At 33.8% G+C, this 23,789-nt stretch carries 24 protein-coding genes; 20 read left to right on the top strand and 4 right to left on the bottom strand.

What is annotated here, in order from left to right; all coding sequences use genetic code 11:
* Positions 1-4: 4 nt before the first annotated feature.
* Positions 5-334 (bottom strand): MerR family transcriptional regulator, encoded by a 330-nt coding sequence (locus ABGB03_RS11520; RefSeq protein ID WP_347922708.1) that lies wholly within the window; start codon positions 332-334, stop codon positions 5-7.
* A complete protein-coding gene (locus ABGB03_RS11515) occupies positions 334-1,305 on the bottom strand; it encodes a M23 family metallopeptidase (protein WP_347922707.1) in 972 nt (323 codons plus the stop codon). The genes ABGB03_RS11520 and ABGB03_RS11515 overlap by 1 nt, the downstream gene beginning before the upstream one ends.
* A gap of 106 nt (positions 1,306-1,411) precedes the next feature.
* On the opposite strand from ABGB03_RS11515, the gene alaS reads away from it, so the two are divergent.
* Both alaS and ABGB03_RS11505 read left to right on the top strand, forming a co-directional pair.
* The gene (gene alaS / locus ABGB03_RS11510; protein ID WP_347922706.1) at positions 1,412-4,027 is read left to right on the top strand and encodes an alanine--tRNA ligase; all 2,616 of its coding nucleotides are present in this window, start codon (positions 1,412-1,414) and stop codon (positions 4,025-4,027) included.
* 32 nt (positions 4,028-4,059) lie between these two features.
* Positions 4,060-5,013, top strand: coding sequence for a GSCFA domain-containing protein (locus ABGB03_RS11505; protein ID WP_347922704.1), 954 nt, complete (start codon positions 4,060-4,062; stop codon positions 5,011-5,013).
* 710 nt (positions 5,014-5,723) lie between these two features.
* Here ABGB03_RS11505 and ABGB03_RS11500 read toward each other — a convergent pair.
* Positions 5,724-5,990 carry a rhodanese-like domain-containing protein gene (locus tag ABGB03_RS11500; protein ID WP_347922702.1) on the bottom strand — a complete coding sequence of 89 codons (267 nt, stop codon included), beginning with the start codon at positions 5,988-5,990 and terminating at the stop codon, positions 5,724-5,726.
* Between the two features lie 236 nt (positions 5,991-6,226).
* Complete coding sequence (locus ABGB03_RS11495; RefSeq protein ID WP_347922701.1) at positions 6,227-8,008, bottom strand: aromatic amino acid hydroxylase; 1,782 nt, start codon at positions 8,006-8,008, stop codon at positions 6,227-6,229.
* A gap of 112 nt (positions 8,009-8,120) precedes the next feature.
* Between ABGB03_RS11495 and ABGB03_RS11490 the strand changes: the two genes are divergently transcribed.
* The 18 genes from ABGB03_RS11490 to ABGB03_RS11405 all read left to right on the top strand — a co-directional run bounded on the left by ABGB03_RS11490 (position 8,121) and on the right by ABGB03_RS11405 (position 23,738).
* The gene (locus ABGB03_RS11490) at positions 8,121-8,690 is read left to right on the top strand and encodes a TetR/AcrR family transcriptional regulator (protein ID WP_347922699.1); all 570 of its coding nucleotides are present in this window, start codon (positions 8,121-8,123) and stop codon (positions 8,688-8,690) included.
* 65 nt (positions 8,691-8,755) lie between these two features.
* Positions 8,756-9,829, top strand: a complete 1,074-nt coding sequence (gene paaE, locus ABGB03_RS11485; RefSeq protein ID WP_347922697.1) for a 1,2-phenylacetyl-CoA epoxidase subunit PaaE — start codon at positions 8,756-8,758, stop codon at positions 9,827-9,829.
* Between the two features lie 3 nt (positions 9,830-9,832).
* A complete protein-coding gene (paaA, locus tag ABGB03_RS11480) occupies positions 9,833-10,789 on the top strand; it encodes a 1,2-phenylacetyl-CoA epoxidase subunit PaaA (RefSeq protein WP_347922695.1) in 957 nt (318 codons plus the stop codon).
* A 77-nt stretch (positions 10,790-10,866) separates the two neighbouring features.
* Positions 10,867-11,151 carry a 1,2-phenylacetyl-CoA epoxidase subunit PaaB gene (paaB, locus tag ABGB03_RS11475; RefSeq protein WP_136841305.1) on the top strand — a complete coding sequence of 95 codons (285 nt, stop codon included), beginning with the start codon at positions 10,867-10,869 and terminating at the stop codon, positions 11,149-11,151.
* Between the two features lie 3 nt (positions 11,152-11,154).
* Positions 11,155-11,907 carry a 1,2-phenylacetyl-CoA epoxidase subunit PaaC gene (paaC, locus tag ABGB03_RS11470; protein ID WP_347922693.1) on the top strand — a complete coding sequence of 251 codons (753 nt, stop codon included), beginning with the start codon at positions 11,155-11,157 and terminating at the stop codon, positions 11,905-11,907.
* A 4-nt stretch (positions 11,908-11,911) separates the two neighbouring features.
* Positions 11,912-12,421 (top strand): 1,2-phenylacetyl-CoA epoxidase subunit PaaD, encoded by a 510-nt coding sequence (gene paaD, locus ABGB03_RS11465; protein ID WP_347922692.1) that lies wholly within the window; start codon positions 11,912-11,914, stop codon positions 12,419-12,421.
* Positions 12,422-12,581: 160 nt separating this feature from the next.
* Entirely contained in the window at positions 12,582-13,364 is a 783-nt protein-coding gene (locus ABGB03_RS11460; protein WP_347922690.1) for an enoyl-CoA hydratase-related protein, read from the top strand.
* On the top strand, positions 13,364-14,299 hold the full coding sequence (locus ABGB03_RS11455) for a pyridoxal-phosphate dependent enzyme (protein WP_347922688.1): 936 nt from the start codon (positions 13,364-13,366) through the stop codon (positions 14,297-14,299). Before ABGB03_RS11460 ends, ABGB03_RS11455 begins: the two co-directional genes overlap by 1 nt.
* A 9-nt stretch (positions 14,300-14,308) precedes the next feature.
* A complete protein-coding gene (locus tag ABGB03_RS11450) occupies positions 14,309-15,463 on the top strand; it encodes a 3-hydroxyacyl-CoA dehydrogenase NAD-binding domain-containing protein (protein WP_347922686.1) in 1,155 nt (384 codons plus the stop codon).
* A complete protein-coding gene (locus ABGB03_RS11445) occupies positions 15,463-15,870 on the top strand; it encodes a hotdog fold thioesterase (RefSeq protein ID WP_347922685.1) in 408 nt (135 codons plus the stop codon). Before ABGB03_RS11450 ends, ABGB03_RS11445 begins: the two co-directional genes overlap by 1 nt.
* 48 nt (positions 15,871-15,918) lie before the next feature.
* Positions 15,919-17,127: a 3-oxoadipyl-CoA thiolase gene (gene pcaF, locus ABGB03_RS11440; RefSeq protein ID WP_347922683.1), complete on the top strand. Its 1,209-nt coding sequence runs from the start codon at positions 15,919-15,921 to the stop codon at positions 17,125-17,127.
* A gap of 1 nt (position 17,128) precedes the next feature.
* A complete protein-coding gene (locus ABGB03_RS11435) occupies positions 17,129-17,728 on the top strand; it encodes a short chain dehydrogenase (protein WP_347922681.1) in 600 nt (199 codons plus the stop codon).
* Between the two features lie 4 nt (positions 17,729-17,732).
* On the top strand, positions 17,733-20,228 hold the full coding sequence (gene paaZ, locus ABGB03_RS11430; protein WP_347922679.1) for a phenylacetic acid degradation bifunctional protein PaaZ: 2,496 nt from the start codon (positions 17,733-17,735) through the stop codon (positions 20,226-20,228).
* Positions 20,229-20,283: 55 nt separating this feature from the next.
* Positions 20,284-20,571, top strand: coding sequence for a GIY-YIG nuclease family protein (locus tag ABGB03_RS11425; protein ID WP_347922677.1), 288 nt, complete (start codon positions 20,284-20,286; stop codon positions 20,569-20,571).
* Positions 20,572-20,613: 42 nt separating this feature from the next.
* Entirely contained in the window at positions 20,614-21,363 is a 750-nt protein-coding gene (locus ABGB03_RS11420) for an enoyl-CoA hydratase/isomerase family protein (protein WP_347922675.1), read from the top strand.
* Complete coding sequence (locus tag ABGB03_RS11415; protein ID WP_347922673.1) at positions 21,360-21,980, top strand: transferase hexapeptide repeat family protein; 621 nt, start codon at positions 21,360-21,362, stop codon at positions 21,978-21,980. The genes ABGB03_RS11420 and ABGB03_RS11415 overlap by 4 nt, the downstream gene beginning before the upstream one ends.
* Positions 21,981-22,114: 134 nt before the next feature.
* Entirely contained in the window at positions 22,115-22,438 is a 324-nt protein-coding gene (locus ABGB03_RS11410) for a GIY-YIG nuclease family protein (RefSeq protein ID WP_347922671.1), read from the top strand.
* 22 nt (positions 22,439-22,460) lie between these two features.
* Positions 22,461-23,738, top strand: coding sequence for a dihydrolipoamide acetyltransferase family protein (locus ABGB03_RS11405; RefSeq protein WP_347926417.1), 1,278 nt, complete (start codon positions 22,461-22,463; stop codon positions 23,736-23,738).
* Positions 23,739-23,789 lie beyond the last annotated feature (51 nt).

The following is a 23,789-nucleotide window of genomic DNA, read 5'->3' as shown; positions in this document are numbered from 1 at the left end:
AAAGCTACAAATTATTTTTTAATTTGATTAACTGATTTTTTACAGCTTCCAACTTATTGATAATCTCAAAGTTATCTAAAGACTGTTTTTTTTCTTCTTTTAAGTGGGTTTTTGCACCTTCTAAAGTAAATCCACGTTCTTTTACAAGATGGTAAATGAACTTAAGGTTTTTTATATCCTCAGGAGTGAATTTACGATTCCCTTTAGCATTCTTTTTAGGCTTAAGAATATCGAACTCTTTTTCCCAAAAACGGATTAATGATGTATTTACATCAAATGCTTTGGCAACTTCACCAATTCCGTAATACCGTTTTTCTGGGAGTTCTACATACATTAGTCTAGGGATTGGTTTTCTAAGGATGCTTTTGCTAAAAGCTCACTAAATTCTTTTGCAGATAAATTTCCATAGTAGAAATTTATTGGATTAATTCTTACACCATCTTTAAATATTTCATAATGTAAATGAGGTGCTTCTGACCTTCCAGTACTACCAACAAAACCAATAAGATCACCTCGTTTTACCTTTTGATTTTTCTTTACGTTATACTTATAAAGATGCGCATACAAACTAACATAACCATAACCATGGTCTATACGTATATGTTTACCATATCCTGTTGCTCCTGAATCAGCACGTTTTACAACACCATCTCCAGTAGCATAAATTGGTGTGCCTCTGGGTGCAGTAAAATCCATACCATAATGAAATTTTCTAACCTTGGTAAAAGGATCAGTTCTATAACCATAACCAGAAGCCATACGTGTTAGTTCTTCGTTGTTTACAGGTTGAATAGCTGGAATAGTTGCTAAAAACTTTTCTTTATCCTCTGCTAATACAGCAATTTCATCTAATGATTTAGATTGTACCACAATTTGTTTTTGAATAATATCAATACGTCGATTAGCATCAATAATTAGTTTTGAATTATCATAACCCTCAAATTGTTTGTATCGATTAATTCCTCCAAAACCTTGACGTCTTTGTTCATTTGGTATTGGATTTGCTTCAAAATAGAGCCTATAAATAGCATTGTCTCGTTCTTCGACGTTTGCTAAAACTGACTCAGCTTCATCCATTTTTTTGTCTAACAATTCATATTGAAATTGCATGTTTTGCAATTCTCTTGCTAAAGCTTTCTCTTTTGGAGATTCAAAATACTGACTAGCGATAAATACAAACATAAAACCAAACAAGGCAGATCCTAATAAGAACATAAAAATATACTTAGCAGTAGTTCTTTTTCTACGTACTACTTTCCTGTATGAAAGTGTTTCTGAATCGTAATAATATTTTACTTTAGACATATCTTAAAATATTCTATTTTTGCAGGATTAATAGAACGAAGAACAAATATATAAATTGTTTCACATTTAGAGCAATTTACATCAAACAGGTTATTAACAACTATATATGAAGTCTCAAGACGTACGACAGAAATTTTTGGATTTTTTTGAAAGCAAAAAACACAGCATTGTAGCATCTGCACCAATGGTTGTTAAAAATGATCCTACGCTTATGTTTGTTAATTCGGGAATGGCGCCTTTTAAAGAATACTTTTTAGGAAATGCGCAGCCAAAAAACAATCGAATTGCTGATTCTCAAAAGTGTCTACGTGTTTCTGGAAAACATAATGATTTAGAAGAAGTTGGTTATGACACATACCATCATACATTGTTTGAAATGCTTGGTAACTGGAGTTTTGGTGATTATTTTAAAAATGAAGCTATTGCTTGGTCTTGGGAATTATTGACTGAGGTTTATGGTATAGATAAAGATGTTTTATATGTGACTGTTTTTGAAGGAAGTGATGATGCGGATAATTTAAAAATGGATACTGAAGCTTACGATATTTGGAAACAATACATATCTGAAGATCGCATTTTGAAAGGAAATAAGAAAGATAATTTCTGGGAAATGGGAGATCAAGGACCTTGTGGACCTTGTAGTGAAATACATGTAGATATTCGTTCGGATGAAGAAAAAGCAAAGATTGATGGAAAATCTTTGGTAAATATGGACCATCCTCAAGTGGTTGAGATTTGGAATCTAGTCTTTATGCAATACAATCGAAAAGCAAATGGTTCACTTGAAGTATTGCCTAATAAACATATTGATACAGGAATGGGATTTGAGCGTTTATGTATGGTATTACAGGATGTAAAATCTAATTATGATACAGATGTGTTTACACCAATAATTCGCGAGATTGAAACTATAACTGACAAGGATTATGGAAAAAATAATGAGGTAGATATAGCAATTCGTGTAATTTCGGACCATGTTCGTGCAGTTGCATTTTCTATTGCTGATGGGCAATTACCAAGCAACACTGGTGCAGGTTATGTAATACGACGTATTTTACGTAGAGCTGTACGCTATGGTTTCACTTTTTTAGATAAAAAAGAGCCTTTTATTTATAGATTGGTTGATGTGTTGAGTAAAAAAATGGGAAAAGCATTTCCTGAATTAAAATCTCAAAAACAATTAATTGAAAACGTAATTAAAGAAGAAGAAGCTTCTTTTTTAAGAACACTCGATCAAGGTTTAGTATTATTAAATGGCATTGTTAAGGAAACTAAAGGAAATACTGTTTCTGGAGAAAAGGCTTTTGAGTTATATGATACCTATGGTTTTCCAATAGATTTAACAGCTTTAATTCTTTCTGAAAAAGGATTGAAATTAGATGAAGAAGGCTTTAATGAGCAACTTCAAAAACAAAAAAACAGATCACGAGCTGCAAGCGAAATGTCAACAGACGATTGGACAGTTCTAGTTGATGATGCTGAACAAGAGTTTATAGGTTATGATGCTTTAGAAGCAAATGTGAAAATCACAAGATACCGAAAAGTAACCTCTAAAAAAGATGGTGAAATGTATCAATTGGTATTCAATTTAACACCTTTTTATGCAGAAGGTGGTGGTCAAGTAGGAGATAAAGGCTATTTGGAAGATACACATGGCGATGTGGTTTATATTTTAGACACAAAGAAAGAAAACAATGTCATCATTCATTTTACTAAAAACTTACCAGATTATTTATTAGAAACTTTCAAAGCAGTAGTAGATGCGAAACAGCGTCAAAGAACTGAGGCTAATCATACAGCAACACATTTATTGCATCAAGCTTTAAGAGAAGTTCTAGGTGACCATGTTGAGCAAAAAGGAAGTGCGGTACATTCTAAGTATTTACGATTTGATTTTTCACATTTTTCCAAATTGACTACTGAACAATTGCGAGATGTTGAAAATTTTGTAAATGCTCGAATTAACGAAAAATTACCTTTAGAAGAAAATAGAAATGTACCAATGGAGCAAGCAATTGCAGATGGAGCAATGGCGTTGTTTGGTGAAAAATACGGAGATACAGTTAGAACCATTCGTTTTGGACAATCTATGGAATTATGCGGAGGAACTCACGTAAAAAATACAGGAGACATTTGGCATTTTAAAATTCGCTCAGAAAGCGCTATCGCATCAGGAGTTAGACGAATAGAAGCTATCACTAATGATGCTGTTAAAGATTTTTATTTTGATACGAATAGAGCGTATTTTGAAATTAGAGATTTACTTAATAACGCTAAAGACCCCGTGAAAGCTGTCTCCGATTTAAAAGACGAAAACACCGATTTAAAAAAGCAAATAGAAAGCTTATTAAAAGATAAGGCTAAGAATATTAAAGGAGAGTTAAAAGGGGAATTGCAAGAAATTAACGGCGTTCAATTTTTAGCAAAACAATTAGACTTGGATGCCTCTGGTATGAAAGATTTATGTTTTGAATTAGGAAGTGAGTTTAATAATCTATTCTTGCTATTTGGTTCTGAAAATGATGGAAAAGCTTTACTGACTTGCTATGTATCCAAAGAGTTAGTTACTGAGAGAAACCTAAATGCTGGTCAAGTAGTTAGAGAATTAGGTAAATATATTCAAGGCGGAGGTGGAGGACAGCCTTTCTTTGCAACTGCAGGTGGTAAAAAACCAAAGGGGATTAATGAGGCTTTAGCTGAAGCAAAAAAATACATTCAGTAACTTGTCATTCCGCACTTGATGCGGAATCCACTATGAAACTACAAACAACAATACCACTAGAACCACAGCAACATAATCAAATAGATTATAACTCTAGTATATTGTTATTAGGTTCGTGTTTTGTAGAGAATATTGGTAACAAATTAGACTATTTTAAGTTTCAGAATCTTCAAAATCCATTCGGTATTTTATTTCAACCTTTGGCAATTGAAAAGCTAATTACCAATGCTATAAATAAAAAAGAATATACTGAAGATGATATTTTTTTTCACAATGAACAATGGCATTGTTATGATGCGCACTCTAAGTTAAGTAATGCTTCAAAAGAAGACTTGTTAAACGATTTAAGTAAAAAAATCAAATTAACAAATCAACTAATCTACGAATCAACACACATTATCATTACATTAGGAACATCTTGGGTTTATAGATTTGTTGAAACAGATACAATTGTAGGTAATTGCCATAAAGTTCCTCAAAAACAGTTTTTAAAAGAGCTTATTTCTATTGATAAAATCACGGAATCCTTACAATCAATAATAGCATTAATTAAAAGTGTTAATAATACGGTTTCAATTTTATTTACAGTATCGCCTGTCCGTCATTTAAAAGATGGTTTTATTGAAAATTCGCGAAGTAAATCACATTTAGTTTCAGCAATTCATCAAGTTGTAGAACCTAGAAATAAGATTAATTATTTTCCATCCTACGAAATTATGATGGATGAGTTACGTGATTATCGTTTTTATACCGAAGACATGATTCATCCAAATCAAACAGCTATCAACTATATTTGGGAGAAGTTTCAGGAAGTTTGGATTTCAAAAGAAGCCTCTAAAACGATAGAAGATGTTATTGTTATTCAAAAAGGGATGAGTCATAAACCATTTAATCCAAATTCTGAAGCGTATCAAATATTTCTATCTGGCTTAGAAGAAAAAAAAGAACTCCTTCAACAAAGGCATCCCCATATTTTATTTAAATAATACTAAATCTCATAGATTGAGATGGTTAAGTTGCTTTTTAAAAATAAATAAAACGAGATGTTTATTTATGTAAAATTCATCCAAGTCTCTTTATCTTTTTTAACGACTTCTTATCGAAAAAAAAATTTTTGAACCCAAAAATAGCATATCTTCGAATTGCTATTAATCAATTTTTAAAAGGCGTCAGGTATAATGTTCTGTTTGTTCAGAAGATTACTGATGCTTTTTTTTATGCCTTGTTTTTTTTGACTTTAGAATTAAACAAGTTGACTTAATCGAACAAAATTACAGAAGTTTTCAGTTGGTCTAGTTTAATATTACACTAGTCGAAAAACCCATCATAGTTCTATTTTTAAAGTTACATTTACAATGCTATTAATCAATATATGAAGCGCTACCAATCTTTGTTTACAAAGAGACGTAGCGTTTCTTTTTTTTATAGAATTAGCAATTTCAAATTCTTAAATTTGAAAATATTCGTCAAGTTTTTTCGTCATTTTGTGTTTTAATCGAATAAATGAGCATATTATTTCCGTTCATCTAATATTCTATGAAAGTAGTCGAAAAACACAACTAGGTTGTACTATTAAAGTTACATTTACATTGCTATTAATCAAATATTTGAAGCATTAGTTGACGTTCGTTTACGAAAAGATCTAATGCTTCTTTTTTGTTTAATATAGTATATAAGAGTTCACTTCTAATCAATATTACAAAAGCTGATTTAAGCTTTGCCAGCCACCACCATTTATCGCTTCAATACCATTTTTTTTCAAGATGCTTGCTGCAGTTCCTGATCTCATACCACTAGCGCAACAAGTAATAATAGGCTTGTTTAGTTTTTTAATATCAGAAATATTACTGCTCAATATTTGTAATGGAATATTCTTAGAACCTGGAATTGCGCCTATTGAATATTCTGCTTTCGTGCGTACATCTAGTACTATTGCCTCTTTCATCATAAACTCTTCTACCATCTTTCTCTTGTTTTTAAATAAAAAATCAAAAAATCCCATAAATAATGTTTTTGCAAATAACAGAAATATTAAACGATTAAGATGTAACTTGTGTTACAGTTTTTAGTATCTATCATTTAAATAGTTAACTCTTGAGATACGAAACATAGAAAAACTAAGTTACTACAAACTTTGGCATTCTATAACAAAAGGAAAGGTTAGAGTACCGTAATAATAATATGTATAGATAAATGGAATTAAAGCTTACTATTTTTAACTTTATTTACATTTAATAACGATAAACCACCTTCAATGAGGTGAGCTTTTTTAGGGTGCTGTTTTATAAGTTGATATAAGTGCTCGAGTATCCGTTCTTTTTGTATCGTTAGAGTACTATTTTGAATGAGTTCAAACAATTCTAGCATTAACAGCCAATCTGTAGGGTAATCATTTGTTAGTTTGCTAAAAATGCGTTCAATTTCTAAAGAATCTAATTCTGGGTTAGTATTATTTCTTAGTTGTCGAACGTCATGGTATAATTGCTCTAATTTTAATGCTTTGGTGTCTTTTACCAAATGTTCCGTTTTGGTTTCAGAAACATGATATAAATTGTTAAAAGAACTATAATCGGCACTTCCTGCAAATGCAGAAATGATTTCAGAACCTACAACTAGGTCAAAAGTACCATACTCAGGTTTAAATAGTAGTTCTCTTTTATACATTACAGTACAATCGTTAAACTGAATTAATATAAGTTTTCCATTAATATTCCTTATTCCAGTAATGTTGAGTCCTTCAACTATAATTCCACTTTCATATTCAAAGGCAATACGTTTGCCATCATAAAAATTATAAGCTTTTAAATCTCTTGGACTCATGTTTTCAATAGCTAAATTGATACCTTTAAGTTTTCCTAAAGGAGAGCTAAAACCTTGACTATGAATTTCAGTGCCATGACCAATTAATTCTTTTTCTCTGTAAGCCAGAGCAGTTGGTCCTTCAGTTTTAAAGAATACGACATTGTTATCTTCATCTGTTATCATTTTTGAAAAAACGCCAGATATTTGCAAACCTGTATTTAGTTCTATAGTACCAATTTTCTGAGAATCGATTAGTTTTTGTAAGCCTCTAAAACCTCCTTTTCTGAGTGCCATGGTTTCTGTAAATTCTTCTAGTACCTGCATTAAGTAGGCAAAATCTGGAGTAACATATAACTGTGGTTGTGGTTTTGTTATGTCGAATTCTTGTTCAGAAGCCTCAATAGAGTATGGAATTTTCTTAACTGCACTAGTCATACACCATTTACTTTCTCCGATTGATGATAATAAGCCAGCACCATAAATTTTTGGAGTTTCAACTGTGCCTATTAATCCGTACTCAACAGTCCACCAATGAAGGTTTCTAATTTTTGCCATTTCAGAAAGTGGCACTTTTTTATTTTGTAGTTGGTTTACTAAATCTTCGGCTAATTTAATCTCTTTTTTTGTTGAATGTGGAGCTTCTTTAATAATTGATAAAGCTCTAACAGCTTCATACATTTCATTATCATGAGCCGATAAAATTGCTTTAGCTCCAATTTCGCCAAACCTACGAAGGTATTCAGCATAATCTGGATTGGCAATAATTGGGGCATGACCAGCGGCCTCATGTATTATATCTGGAGCTGGTGTATACTCAATATTTTCAAGTTGTCGAATATCTGAAGCGATAACAAGAACTTTATAAGCCTGAAATTCCATAAAAGCATTTGGAGGTATAAAACCATCAACCGCAACCGCAGCCCATCCTATATTTTTTAATATACGATTCATACCATACATACTTGGTATGTTATCTATTGAAATTCCAGTTTCTTTTAACCCTCTCTTATATGATTCATGAGCAAAATCACCCAAATACGAAATATTTTTTCGCATTACATAGCGCCAAACAGCTTGGTTTATTGGTGAGTAGCTTTCGTAATCTTGGGGTTTGATAAATTGTTTAAGGTGAGGAGGTAGCCTGTCAATTAAAGGGTTAGATTCAATGGTATTTGTCATGCGATTTTGTGTTTTACTGACCTTAGTACAAAACTATATATTTATTCATTTAAATCTCAAAGTCTATCTCACTTAATTTTTACAATTAATATTGATTATCTATATTGTACTTATGAAACAGAAAACACGTAAAGACGAAATAATTCAAACATCAGCTATACTGTTTCAAAAAAAAGGATTTAGTGCGGTAACAATGCGCGATATTGCTAAGGCAATGGGAATTAAAGCTGCAAGCTTGTACAATCATATCAAATCGAAACAAGAAATACTTTCAGAGATAATTATTTCTTTAGCAGAACAGTTTACCGAGCAAATGAAAATTATCAAAACCTCTGATGATAATAGCATTGATAAATTAAAACAGATTGTGGCTTTGCATGTTAGTATAACTTCAAATAACCAATTTGGGATGGCATCTTTAAATAATGATTGGATGCACTTAGAAAGTAAGTTAGAGTATTACTTAAAACTCCGAAAAAACTATGAAAATGATTTTAGAAGCATTATTGAGAAAGGCATAGAAGAAACTGAGCTTATTGATGGAAACTCTGAAGTTATGGTGTTTTCAATGTTATCTACTTTACGATCACTTTATATATGGTTGCCAAAAAAAGAAGATTTAGATACAAAGAAGTTTACAACCGAATTAAGTTTAGTACTCATTAACGGAATTAACAAATAGTTTTAATTTTTTTTGTAAATTTGTTTTTAAAACTAACAAGTGTTAGTTTAATATTTTATCACAATATGGTAGATTTTTATAATATAAAAGTTGCAGATTTATATAAGGAAACAAAAGATACAGTAGTTATTACTTTTGATATCCCTGAAGATTTAAAAGCAACATTTAAATTTAAACAAGGTCAACACTTAACACTTCGTAAAGAAATTAACGGAGAAGATATTCGTCGTAATTATTCGTTGTGCACAAGTCCAATAGATAATGAATGGAAAGTTGCAGTTAAAACCATTCGTAATGGTGTATTCTCTAATTACGCTTTTAACGAATTAAAAAAAGGAGATGAGCTTCAAGTAATGCCACCACATGGCGAATTTTATGTTGAGGTAAATAAGCAAGCATCCAATAATTACGTAGCATTTGCAGCAGGAAGTGGTATTACACCAATGCTATCTATTATAAGGACTCATCTATTATTAGAGCCTAAAAGTACTTTCAAGTTATTCTACTTGAATCGAATGGTAAAATCAATTATCTTTAAGGAAGAGTTGGAGCAGCTTAAAAATCAGTTTTTTGGACGCTTTCAAGTATTTTACTTTTTGACTAAAGAAAAGCGCGATATTCCATTTTTAAATGGTCGTTTTGATAAAGAAAAATTAGCAGTTTTAACAAAAACGTTTATTGATATTCCAGATACCAATCATGCATTTATCTGTGGACCTCAAGATATGATTTTCTTGATTAGAGACGAATTACAAGCAGCTGGACTGGATAAAGGAAAAATTCATTATGAACTATTCTTTTCAGGAAGTTCAGAAGAAGAAAATAAACACATTGCTGAGGTTCTTGATGAAAAAGCAGATGGGACTAAAGTTACAATCATTGATGGAGGAAAAGAATTCCATTTTGTAATGGATGACGATTTTGATAATATTTTAGATGGAGCACTCTCCGCAGGAGCAGATTTACCATTTGCTTGTAAAGGAGGCGTGTGTAGTACGTGCAAATGCAAAGTGTTGGAAGGTGAAGTAAAAATGAAAGTGAATTATGCCCTAGAAGAAAAAGAAGTGGCACAAAACTTTGTATTAAGTTGTCAAGCAGTGCCTGTAACAGAAAAAGTAGTCGTAGATTTTGATGTATAAATTATGAGCGAAGCACAAATTAAAAGTTTAGAGGAAGAATTTGAAGCACGTATAGCACGTGACGAAAAAATTGAACCTAAAGATTGGATGCCTGAAAAGTATCGTAAAACACATATTAGGCAGATGTCTCAACACGCACATTCCGAAATTGTTGGAATGTTGCCAGAAGGAAATTGGATATCAAGAGCACCTTCATTACGTCGTAAAGTAGCTTTGTTAGCTAAAGTTCAAGATGAAGGTGGTCATGGTTTATACCTTTATAGTGCAACTGAAACCCTTGGTATTACTAGAGATGAACTATTTGAACAATTACATACAGGAAAAGCCAAATACTCAAGTATTTTTAACTATCCAGCATTAACTTGGGCAGATATTGGAGCTATTGGATGGTTGGTTGATGGCGCAGCAATTATAAATCAAGTAGCACTTTGTGGAACGTCTTTTGGTCCTTATGCAAGAGCTATGGTTCGTATTTGTAAAGAAGAGAGCTTTCATCAACGTCAGGGTTACGAAATCACTTTAAAATTGGCTCAAGGTACACCAGAACAAAAGGCAATGGCTCAAGATGCGTTAAATAGATTTTGGTGGCCATCATTAATGATGTTTGGTCCAGCTGATGCTGATTCTCCAAATACTGAGCAATCCATGAAGTGGAAATTGAAGCGTAAAACTAATGATGAGCTACGCCAACAGTTTATTGACCAAACTGTGCCACAAGCTGAGTTAATAGGATTAACTATTCCAGACCCAGAGTTAAAATGGAATGAAGAAAAAGGAGGATACGATTTTGGTGAGATTGATTGGGACGAATTTTGGCAAGTAGTAAAAGGGTATGGTCCATGTAATAAAGAACGAATGAAAGCAAGAGTATCTGCATGGGAAAATGGTGAGTGGGTTCGTGATGCCGCTTTAGCTCACGCTGAAAAACAACAAGAAAAAAAATTAAATAAAGCAGTTTAAAAGTAATGAGATATTAGAAGTGAGAAATCAGAAGTTTTTCCTCAATGCTAAAATCTCAAATCTCAATACTATAAATTATGAAAAAAGAATGGCCTCTTTGGGAAGTCTTCGTAAGAAGTAAAAACGGATTAGAACATCGACATTTTGGAAGTCTTCATGCTGCAGATGCTGAAATGGCTTTGGAAAATGCACGTGATGTTTATACAAGAAGAAACGAAGGCGTAAGTATTTGGGTAGTTGAATCTAAAAATATAACGGCTTCAAATCCTGAGCATAATGCCGAATTATTCGAGCCAGCTCAGGATAAAGTATATCGTCACCCAACATTTTACGATTTACCAGACGAAATTAAACACATGTAAATTATGAATACTAATTTATATAATTACTTATTAGGCATTGCGGACAACTCTTTAATACTTGGTCAGCGTCTAGGTGAGTTATGTGGTCATGGACCTTCATTGGAAACAGATATCGCTTTGACTAATATTTCTTTGGATTTATTTGGGCAAGTTAGAAGCTACTATCAATATGCTGCAAAAGTTGCTGGAGATAATCGCGATGAAGATACCATTGCAATGATGCGCCCAGAACGAGAGTATGTTAGTGTATTATTAGTAGAACAACCTAATACAGATTTTGGATATGTTATAGCACGTCAGTTTTTGTTTGATGTCTATCATTATATGTTCTTGACTGAGCTACAAAACAGTAAGGATGAAACATTAGCAGCAATTGCTAAAAAATCCATAAAAGAAGCGTCGTATCATGTACGCTTTTCTTCTGATTGGATAAAGCGTCTTGGAGATGGAACAGAAGAAAGTCTTAAACGAATTCAAAATGCTATAAATGACCTTTGGACATATACAGATGAATTGTTCCATCAAACAGAAGCAGATAAAGAAATGATTAATGAAGGTGTTGGAGTTGACACATCTAAACTTAAAGAGCAATATTATAAGCATATATCTGAAGTGTTGAATGAAGCTACTTTAGTAGTTCCTGACTTAAAATATTTTCAAAAAGGAGGAAAACAGGGTGTGCATACAGAACACATGGGATATATTTTAACCGAATTACAATATATGCAAAGAGCATATCCAAACATGTCTTGGTAAATAAATGAATAAACCAATGATTGAGCATGCTGATATTGATACAGAATTAATTCCTATTCTAGATAAAGTCTCTGATCCAGAAATACCTGTGTTAACTATTTTAGATATGGGAGTGGTTCGTTATGCAAAGCTTGTTGATGATTTAGTTTTGATAAAAATAACACCAACGTATAGTGGCTGTCCCGCTATGGATGTAATTGCAGATGATATAACAGCTGCGTTTAAAAAAGCTGGTTACAAAGTAAATATAGACTTGATATTAACCCCAGCTTGGACAACCGACTGGATTTCAGAAGAAGGTAGAGACGCACTTGAAAAATATGGTATTGCACCACCTTTGGAAGCCGATGCCGATAAAGAAGCATTATTAGGAAATAAAAGAATAGTAAAGTGTACCAATTGTGGTTCACAAAACACAAAATTGGTAAGTCAATTTGGTTCAACAGCCTGTAAAGCATTATTTCAATGTGAAGACTGTCAAGAGCCTTTTGATTATTTTAAATGTCTTAAATAGACAACTTGTTGTCATTCTGAATTGTCACACTGATCGTAGCCGAAGTATTGTTTCAGAATCTCATCAAGAGTTAAGATTAGAAACTGTATGTCAGTTCGAGTGAAATTCTTCAAAAAAAGAATTTTGTATCGAGAACATATAAAAGAAAATGAAATAAGGTATGAGCAATTCAATTCTTTTAAAAATTGAAAATAAAATCGCTTTTATAACACTCAACAGACCAGAAGTGTTTAATAGCTTTAATCGCGAAATGGCATTAAGTTTACAAAAGATTCTTGATGATTGTGAATCCAACAATGAAGTTAGAGCAATCGTATTAACTGGAAATGGAAAAGCATTTTGTGCAGGACAAGATCTAAAAGAAGTAACATCTCCAGAATTAAACCCAGGTTTTAAAAAAATTCTGGAAGAACATTACAATCCTATAATCACTAGAATCCGTTCTATTAAAAAACCAATTATTGGAGCCATCAATGGTGTAGCAGCAGGAGCAGGAGCTAACATAGCTTTGGCTTGCGACGTTGTTGTGGCACATGAAAAGGTGAGTTTTATTCAAGCTTTTAGTTTAATAGGTTTGATTCCTGATAGTGCAGGAACATACTTTTTACCTCGATTAATAGGTTTTCAAAAAGCTCAAGCTTTAGCCATGTTAGGAGATAAAATTTCTGCAGAAGACGCTGAGAAAATAGGAATGATTTATAAGGTAATCCCTTTTGAAAACTTTGAAAACGATGTGAATCAACTAGCATCAAAATTGGCTAATATGCCAACTAAAGCGCTTGGTTTGATAAAGGAATTGTTCAACAAATCGATGACGAATACCTTAGAAGACCAATTGGCATTAGAATCAAAACTTCAAATTGAAGCAGCGCAAAGTGAAGATTATGCTGAAGGTGTTGCAGCATTTATTGAAAAAAGACAACCTAATTTTAAAGGCAAGTAGTGAATAAAGAATTCCTCATACAAGTCCACAATCGTGTGAAACCTTACATTCACAAAACACCTGTGTTATCCTCACAATTAATAAATGAGATTGCAGGATGTAAGGTGTATTTTAAATGTGAGAATTTTCAAAAAATGGGAGCATTCAAAATGCGTGGAGCAGCAAATGCTATTTTAAATTTGTCTGAAGAAGACAGAAATAAAGGCGTTGTTACTCATTCCTCAGGTAATTTCGCCCAAGCACTTTCTTTAGCAGCAAATAAAATTGGTATTGAAGCATACATTGTGATGCCAGAAAATGCACCACAAGTAAAGAAGAATGCTGTAAAAGGTTACAAAGGGCATATCATTGAAAGCGAATCTACACCAATTGCTCGCGAGCAATTGGCAGAAAAGGTTAAGCTAGAAACAGGCGCAACCTTTATTCATCCTTCAAATGATGATGATGTGATTCATGGTCAAGGAACAGCAGCCATTGAATTATTAGAAGAAGAACCACAACTCGATTATATATTTACTCCTGTTGGTGGAGGTGGACTCATAGCTGGAACAGCTCTAGCGGCTAAATATTTTTCGAATAAATGTAAAGTAATTGGTGGAGAGCCAAAGAATGCAGATGACGCATTTCGTTCAAAGCAATCAGGTAAAATTGAATACAATGAAAAAGTAAATACCATTGCTGACGGTTTACGAACATTTTTAGGAGATCGGAATTTCCCGATTATTATGAATGATGTAGAGCGCATTATTTTGGTAGAAGAAGATGAAATCATTCATGCTATGAAATTAGTTTGGGAACGAATGAAAATCATTATTGAACCTTCAAGTGCAGTTGCATTTGCCGCACTTTTAAAAGAAAAAGAGCAGTTTAAAAATAAAGATGTCGGAATTATTATTTCTGGCGGAAATGTAGATGTAACCAATCTACCATTTTAAATCAAAAATATGAACGTAGGAATTATTGGTTCTGGAACAATGGGAAGCGGCATTGCACAAGTTGCTGCAACTTCTGGTTGTAAAGTGAAATTGTACGACACAAACACTACAGCATTAGATAAAGCTAAAACGGCTTTAGATAAAATACTGAATCGGCTTATTGAAAAAGGACGCATAGATGAAAAAGAGAAGAATAGAATTCAAAGTAATATTGAGTATGTCAACAGCTTAAATAACTTATCTGATGCCGACTTAACTATCGAGGCTATTGTTGAAAATTTAGAGATTAAGAAACAAGTTTTTTTGGAATTAGAAGGTTATGTGTCTGACGATTGTATCATTGCTTCTAACACTTCAAGTTTGTCAATTGCTTCTATTGCAGCTTCTTTACAAAAGCCTGATCGCTGCATTGGTATACACTTTTTCAATCCTGCACCTTTAATGGAGTTAGTTGAAGTCATTCCTGCAATTCAAACATCAAAAGTAACATTAGATAAATCAGTTCAAATTATTAAAGATTGGAAAAAAACAGTTGCAGTCGCAAAAGATACTCCAGGTTTTATTGTTAATCGTGTGGCAAGACCTTTTTACGGAGAATCCTTAAGAATTTATGAAGAAGGGATTGCTGATTTTGCCACCATTGATTGGAGTTTGAAAACTTTAGGTGGATTCAGGATGGGACCATTTGAATTAATGGATTTTATTGGTAATGATATCAATTACACAGTAACCGAAACTGTATTTACTGCATTTTATTTTGATCCAAGATATAAACCAGCCTTCACTCAAAAACGTTTTGCAGAAGCAGGCTATTTAGGTCGAAAATCTGGTAAAGGATATTACGATTATTCGGAAGGTATATCCAAACCGAATCCAAAAGAAGATAAAGAGTTAGCTAAGAATGTTTTTAATCGTGTTTTAATCATGCTCATCAACGAAGCAGCAGAAGCCTTGTTTTTAAATATTGCTTCAGCTGAAGATATTGACAATGCCATGACCAAAGGCGTTAATTACCCAAAAGGACTATTAGCTTGGGCTGATGAAAAAGGAATAGATTGGTGTGTGACGAAAATGGATGAATTATATAACGAATATCACGAGGACAGATATCGTTGCAGTCCATTATTACGAAAAATGAATAAAGAAAACAAAACATTCTTTTAATGAACGGCGAAGCTATTCCATATAAAATGTTATCTCAAGACGCTTTCAGTCAATGGATGGGAATTAAGATCGTAGAATGTGAATTAGGTCGCTGTAAAGTTGCCATGACCATTAGAAAAGAAATGCTCAATAGTATGAATTATGCACATGGAGGCATCAGTTATACCTTAGCAGATACAGCTTTCGGCTTTGCTGCAAATACCCATGGTAAATATGCTGTGTCTATTGAAACAAGTATTAATCATATCGAAGCATTAAACGAAGGCGATTATTTAGTTGCCGAATCAGTGATAGAAAAAGTGAATAATAAATTAGGCTTCAATGTGATTGAAGTCAAACGAGGAGATGAACTAGTAGCACTTTTTAAAGGTGTCGTGTATCGCACTCAAAAAGATTGGGAAGAATAATGAAATCGAAGATTACATTTGACCATTAATGAAAATAGAAGATACCAAATGAAAGAAGCATACATCATAGCTGGAGTTCGTACTCCTATAGGAAGTTATCAAGGCACATTATCAGCAGTCCGAACAGACGATTTAGCAGCTTTGGTCATTGAAGAAATTGTAAAACGAAATCCAAACATCCCAAAGGAAGCCTATGACGATGTTATTTTAGGTTGCGCCAATCAAGCTGGAGAAGATAATCGTAACGTAGCGAGAATGGCGTCTTTATTGGCAGGATTACCATATTCTGTTCCTGGAGAAACTGTAAATCGTTTATGTAGCTCTGGACTATCAACAATCATTAATGCCAATCGTGCAATTAAATCTGGTGATGGCGATGTGTTTATAGCAGGAGGAGTAGAGAATATGACGCGTGGACCATACGTCATCGCGAAACCATCAACAGGATTTGGAACTGATTCAAAAATGTATGATTCCAGTTTTGGATGGCGATTCATCAATCCAAAAATGCAAAAAATGTATGGAACAGATGGCATGGGAAATACTGCTGAAAATTTGGTGGAGAAATACAACATCTCTCGAGAAGATCAAGACAAGTTTGCCTATTGGAGCCAAATGAAAGCTTCGAAAGCTCAAGAAAATGGTCGATTGGCTAAAGAAATTGTAACGGTTGAAATTCCACAACGTAAAAAAGATCCAATCCTATTTTCAAAGGATGAGTTTGTTAAGCCTAATACTAGTTTAGACGTTTTAGCAAAATTAAGAGGTGCTTTTAAAGCAGAAGGAGGAAGTGTCACAGCTGGTAATTCATCAGGCTTAAATGATGGAGCAGCAGCAACAATCATTGCATCAGAAGATGCTGTAAAAAAATATAATCTAAAACCATTAGCCCGAATTGTAAGTTCTGCTGTGGTTGGTGTAGAACCTAGAATCATGGGAATTGGTCCAGTAGAGGCCTCAAATAAAGCCTTGGCAAAAGCTGGCTTAACCATGAGTGATATGGATATTATCGAATTGAACGAAGCGTTTGCGGCTCAAGCTTTAGCTTGCACAAGAGCTTGGGGTTTAGTAGATGATGATCCAAGATTAAATCCAAATGGAGGATCCATCGCAATAGGTCATCCTCTTGGTGTCACTGGAACGAGAATTGCCTATTCGGCGGCTTTAGAGCTTCATGAACAGCAAAAACGTTATGCCTTAATAACCATGTGTATTGGCGTAGGTCAAGGATATGCAGCAATAATTGAACGCGTTTAAGATGAAAATACTAATCATTGGAGGAAACGGAACCATTGGAAAAAAAGTCATCGAAAGATTTTCAGAAAAACACGAAGTACTTGTGGCTGGACGAAACTCTGGTGACGTAAAAGTGAATTTTTCAGATTCAGAATCTATAAAATCAATGTTTGAGGTGGTTGGAAAAGTGGATGCTATCGTAGCCATTGCTGGAGATGCCAAATGGGACAAGTTTGAGAATTTATCTGAAGATGATTTTTACATTGGAATCAAAAGCAAACTGATGGGACAAGTTAATGCGGTGAGAATTGGGAAAGACTATTTAAATCATGGAGGTTCTATAACATTATCAACAGGAATTTTAGCAGATGATCCAGTTGATATGACCACAAGTGCAGCAATGGTTAATGGAGCCATTCATAGTTTTGTAAAAGCAGTTGTTTTGGAATTATATAACATTAGAGTCAATGTAGTTTGCTCTGATTTAGTTGAAGATTCATTCGAGAAGTATAAAGACTATTTTCCTGGTAATACGCCTGTGCCAATGCATAAAATTGTAGATGGTTATGTAAAGTGTGTCGAAGGAAAAATAAATGGAAGAATATTAAGAATAATGGCATAACATTATGAAAAAAATACAACATTACATTACAGGACAATGGTTAGAGGGAACAGATAAAGGGATTCCGGTATTCGATGCAATTACAGGAGAACTCATCGCTAATTCAGCTGTTAATGGCCTAAATGTTTCTGATGCTTTACAATATGGAAGAGATAAAGGAGAAACATTGCGTAAAATGACCTTTCAAGAGCGAGGTAATATGCTAAAAAAATTAGCATTATATCTTACCAAAAAGAAAGATGCATTTTACGAGTTAAGTTATAGAACAGGAGCAACCAAAGTGGATAGTTGGATTGATATTGAAGGTGGTTTTGGTAATTTGTTTGCCAATGCATCATTGCGAAAATTATTCCCAAATCAATCGTATCATGTTGAAGGTGATCCAATCGATTTGTCTCGTGGAGGCCGCTTTATGGCACATCACATTATGGTGCCTAAGAAAGGAGTAGCAGTCCATATTAACGCATTCAATTTCCCAGTTTGGGGAATGCTAGAAAAATGCGCAGTGAACTGGATGGCTGGAGTTCCTGCAGTCGTATTACCTGCTCCTTCATCATCATATTTAGCAGAAGCTGTGGCACGAGAAATAATCAATTCAGGCATTTTACCTGAAGGTGCTTTACAAATCATCAACGGAACAGTTAAAACCATTTTAGATACAGTAGAATCTCAAGATGTAGTTACGTTTACTGGCTCAGCGGCAACAGGAAGATTATTAAAAGCGCATCCTAGAATCATTCAAGAGGCTGTGCCTTTTACCATGGAAGCCGATTCTTTAAATGCGTCTATTTTGGGTGAAGATGCCGTTCCTGGAACACCAGAATTTGATATTTTTATTAAAGAAGTTAGAAAAGAAATGACAGTAAAAGCAGGACAAAAATGTACTGCGATTCGTCGTATCATTGTTCCTGAGAACTTGGTTGAAGATGTACAGATTGCTTTAGGAAAAGAGTTAGATAAAATTACTATTGGTGATCCAAGGCTCAAAGAAGTTAGAATGGGTTCTCTGATTAGCAAAGAACAAGTTGAGGAAGTGCGAAATAGTGTTTCTGATATTGCCAAAAAGGCTAAAATCGTCTATGGAAACCTTGATAAGATTGAAACCATTGGAGCAGATGCTAAAAAAGGAGCGTTTATCAGTCCTATTCTTTTAAGAGAAGACCATCCATTTGATAATTTAGCGGTTCACGAACGTGAAGCCTTTGGTCCAGTAAGTACCATAATGCCTTATAAAACGCTAGAAGAAGCTGTTACTTTATCTCAAATGGGGAAAGGCTCTTTGGTATCTTCAATCATTACGAATAACGATAGCATTGCCAAAGATTATGTTGTCAATGCAGCAAGTCATCATGGACGTATTTTAGTGTTGAACAGAGAAAACGCAAAAGAAAGCACAGGTCATGGTTCACCTTTACCAACTTTAGTTCATGGTGGTCCTGGTCGAGCTGGAGGTGGTGAAGAAATGGGCGGAATGCGAGGTGTCAAACACTACTTACAACGAACGGCAATTCAAGGAAGTCCTACAACCTTAACTGAAATCACAGGTATTTATCAGCCAGGAGGTGCTTATAAAGAAGCAGAACAACATCCTTTTAAATATCATTGGGAAGACATTCAACCTGGAATGTCAATGAAAACTCATAAGCGTACGTTAACAGATTCAGATATAATAAATTTCTCAAATCTTACTTGGGATCACTTTTATGCTCATACAGATATTACATCGTTAGATGGAAGTATTTTTGAAAAACGAACTGCTCATGGCTATTTCATTCTAGCAGCGGCAGCTGGATTGTTTGTTTATCCAAATAAAGGTCCTGTGTCTGCCAATTATGGATTGGAAGAATGTAGATTCCTTAGACCACTTTATCATAATGACACTATTTATGTGCGATTAACGTGTAAACAGAAAATTGACAGAGATGTGAATGGTGCTGAACATCCAAGCGGTATTGTAAAGTGGTTTGCTGAGGTTTTTGATGCTCATGATGAACTAGTAGCTGTGGCAACTGTATTAACAATGGTTCAGAAGAAACAAGATGTTTTTGTAGAGATGACTAATGAAATAATCCTAGAATGCTTGGCGAAATTATCAGCAGAATCCAAACCAAAATGGGGAACCATGTCTCCTCAACATATGCTAGAACACCTTGAATATACGTACAAAATTGCGTCTGGTCAAAATCAAAATTTTGAAATAAATACACCTGAAAAAATACTAGATAAAGTGCACAATTCACTTTATAATTATCATAAAATGCCAAGAGAACATATGTTCCCTCTAGCGGAAGAATCTAAAATAAATGAATTAAAGCATAAAGATTTAGTAGAGGCTAAATTAAAAATGCTTGAAAGCAGACAAGAATATCTCGATTTCTTTAAAGAAAATCCCGATGCGGTATTAAAGAATACTGTCTTTGGAGAAATGAATAGATATGAATGGTATTTATTAGATAGGAAACATTTAAATCATCATTTCGAGCAATTCAATTTGTTATAGTAAATTGAATTGCTCGAAATTCCCACGAAAGTGGGAATCTTTTAAAACAAACAAATTGAAGTATTATGTATATATAGTAACGAATAAACCAAATGGAGTTTTATATATAGGAAGTACAAAAAGATTAAAAACAAGAATATATCAACATAAAACTAAAGCACATCCAAACACATTTTCAGCAAGATATAATTTAGATAAGCTTGTTTATTTTGAAGAATATAATAACGAAATTGAATCTGAATTAAGAGAAAAGCAGATGAAGAAATGGAATAGGGCTTGGAAAGTTGAATTAATTGAAAAAACAAATCCTTATTGGAAGGATTTGTATAAAAAATTAAAATAAAGTTTAACAATAAAAAGATTTCCGCATTCGCGGAAAGTAAACATGGAACCATACGTAAAACAATACATTAAAAATAAGGTTGGATATATAGAGTTTTTCCATCCTTCACATAATTCATTGCCATCAAATTTGCTTACAGAATTGGCAAGAACCATTACTAAAGCTGGTGAAGATGAAGGCATTAGAGTTATTGTTCTAAAAAGTGGTGGAGATAGAACCTTTTGTGCTGGAGCTAGTTTTGAAGAGCTTGTAGATATTAGTAATGAAGAAATGGGAAAAGCTTTTTTCTCTGGTTTTGCTAATGTGATTAACGCCATGCGAAAATGCCCAAAGTTTATAGTTGGACGTATTCAAGGTAAAACTGTTGGAGGAGGAGTAGGTTTGGCTTCTGCAACTGACTATTGTATGGCAACAAAGTTTGCTGCTATAAAATTAAGTGAATTGAATGTTGGTATTGGACCTTTCGTAGTTGGTCCAGCAGTACAAAGAAAACTTGGGTTGAGTGCAATGTCTCAAATTGCCATAGATGCCAACACATTTTATTCAGCTGAATGGGCACAACAAAAAGGACTTTTTACACAAGTTTATCAAACAGTTGAAGAATTAGATGAGGCTGTTAATACTTTTGCCAAAAACCTTTGCAGTTACAACCCAAAAGCCATGAGCGAAATGAAAACTATGTTTTGGAGAGGCACTGAAGACTGGGATCAATTACTAATTCAACGAGCAAAAATTAGTGGCCGATTAGTATTAAGTGATTTTACAAAAGAAACATTAAAAAAGTATAAATGATTTACAGTTTCAAAGGATACATACCAGTAGTTCACGAAAGTAGTTTTGTGCATCCTTTGGCTGCAGTGACTGGAAATGTCATCATCGGGAAAAACTGTTACATAGGTCCTGGAGCCGCCATTCGCGGAGATTGGGGACAAATCATTCTAGAAGATGGAGTAAACGTTCAAGAAAATTGCACAGTACATATGTTTCCTGGTAAGTCTATCACGCTAAAAGAAAGTGCTCATATAGGCCATGGAGCCATTATTCATGGAGCTAATATTGGTAGAAATGTATTGGTTGGAATGAATACTGTGATTATGGATGATGCCGTAATTGGTGACGAATGTATTGTTGGAGCAATGGCGTTTGTAAAAGCAGAAACCATTATTCCGAAGCGAAGTTTAGTAGTTGGCAATCCAGCAAAAGTGGTGAAACAAGTGACAGATGAAATGATAGATTGGAAAACTAAAGGCACAACATTGTATCAGCAATTGCCAAAGGAATGTCATGAAAGTCTAAAAGAAGTTGAGCCCTTGCGTGAGATTCCTGAGAACATGAAAATACAAGAAGGTGTTTATGACACGCTTAGAGAACATTTCCTGCGAAAGCAGGAATCTCAGAATAAAAAATGAGAAAGCAAATTAGAATTAAGCAAAAGAATTTTTATTAATAGTTGCCTAGCTTTAACAATGATAGAAAAAGAACAAACTAACAAACATTAGTTCATAAACTTCCTGCGAAAGCAGGGATCTCAGAATAAAGAAGAATGAATTTATGGTATGTATATATTATGGCAAATAAGCCAAATGGAGTAATTTATATTGGTGTGACTGATAATATTGAGGAAAGAGTTAAAGAGCATAAATTAAGAATTAGACCAGAATCATTTACCGCAAAATACAACTGTGATGAACTAGTTTATTTTGAAGAATATGAAAATGATAAAGAAGCACTTGTAAGGGAAAGGCAGTTCAAGAAATGGAAAAGAGACTGGAAAATTAAATTAATTGAAGAAATGAATCCAAGTTGGATAGATTTAAGTATGAATTGGAATTTAAGCAATAAAACGGAAAGATTTGGAAACCAATAAACAGATTCCTGCCTACGCAGGAATGTACGAATTTAAAATGCCCAAACTGGGAGAAAGTATTACTGAAGCAGCCATTATAACTTGGTTCAAAAATGTTGGTGATACCATCGAACAAGATGAAATGCTTTTAGAGGTCGCTACAGATAAAGTTGATTCTGAAGTACCATCAACAGTATCAGGTGTCATTGAAGAGATTTTATTCAAAGCCAATGAGGTTATAAAAATTGGTGATACCATTGCTATCATTAAAACAGATGGAAAAGCAACACTAACTAAGCCATCTGATAAGAAAGTAGAATCAAAAGTTGAGAAACAAATACCTAAATCGGTAGCTAAGAAACCAAAACAATTAGCCACTGCAGCTCAAAATAATAATACCTTCTTTTCGCCATTAATTATTTCAATAGCCAAAGAACATCATATAAGTTTTGAGGAATTGGCCCGAATTCAGGCCACTGGGAATGATGGACGATTGCGAAAAAGCGATGTCTTTCAATATATAAAAGATGGAAGACCATATAAGTTTGTGCAACCTAGTGTCACACAAGATCCAACTGCATATCGCATTCCTCAGCCAAAGCTAGATAAAGGCACTGGAAAGATTGTGAAAATGGATAGAATGCGCCAAATGATTGCAGATCGTATGGTATATTCAAAACATACTTCACCACATGTTACTGCATATGTTGAAGCCGATTTAACAAATTTGGTTCAATGGCGAAATTCAAATAAAATGGTCTTCCAGGAAAAATATAATTGCAAGTTAACATTCACACCTTTATTTGTTGAGGCTGTAGCAAAAGCAGTTAAAGATTTCCCAATGATAAATGTGTCTGTTGATGGTGAAAATATCATTGTCAAAGAGCATATAAATATAGGAATGGCTACAGCATTACCAAGCGGAAATTTAATTGTCCCAGTGGTTAAAGATGCAGACAAAAAAAGTTTAAAAGATCTGGCTTCTGATGTTAATAAATTATCAGTAAAAGCAAGAAATAATAAGTTAGATCCTGAAGATATTAAAGGAAGCACATTTACCATTTCTAATGTTGGAACCTTTGGAAGTGTCATGGGAACACCAATCATCAATCAACCTGAAGTAGCCATATTGGCAATGGGAATTATTAAAAAGAGACCAGAAGTTATAGAAACCGAAAAAGGAGACGAAATAGCTATTAGGAGCATGATGTACTTATCATTATCGTTTGACCATAGAGTAGTTGACGGTTATTTAGGAGGGAGTTTTGTACGTCGCGTGGCAGATTATTTAGAACAATTTGATATAAATAGAAAAATATAAAAAGCTTTTGTAATTCCGCAGTTTCACACTGAGTGAAGTCGAAGTGCGATG

It is taken from the genome of Pontimicrobium sp. SW4 (assembly GCF_039954625.1).
Lineage (GTDB): Bacteria > Bacteroidota > Bacteroidia > Flavobacteriales > Flavobacteriaceae > Pontimicrobium.
This window is presented reverse-complemented; position numbering and strand designations above follow the sequence as displayed.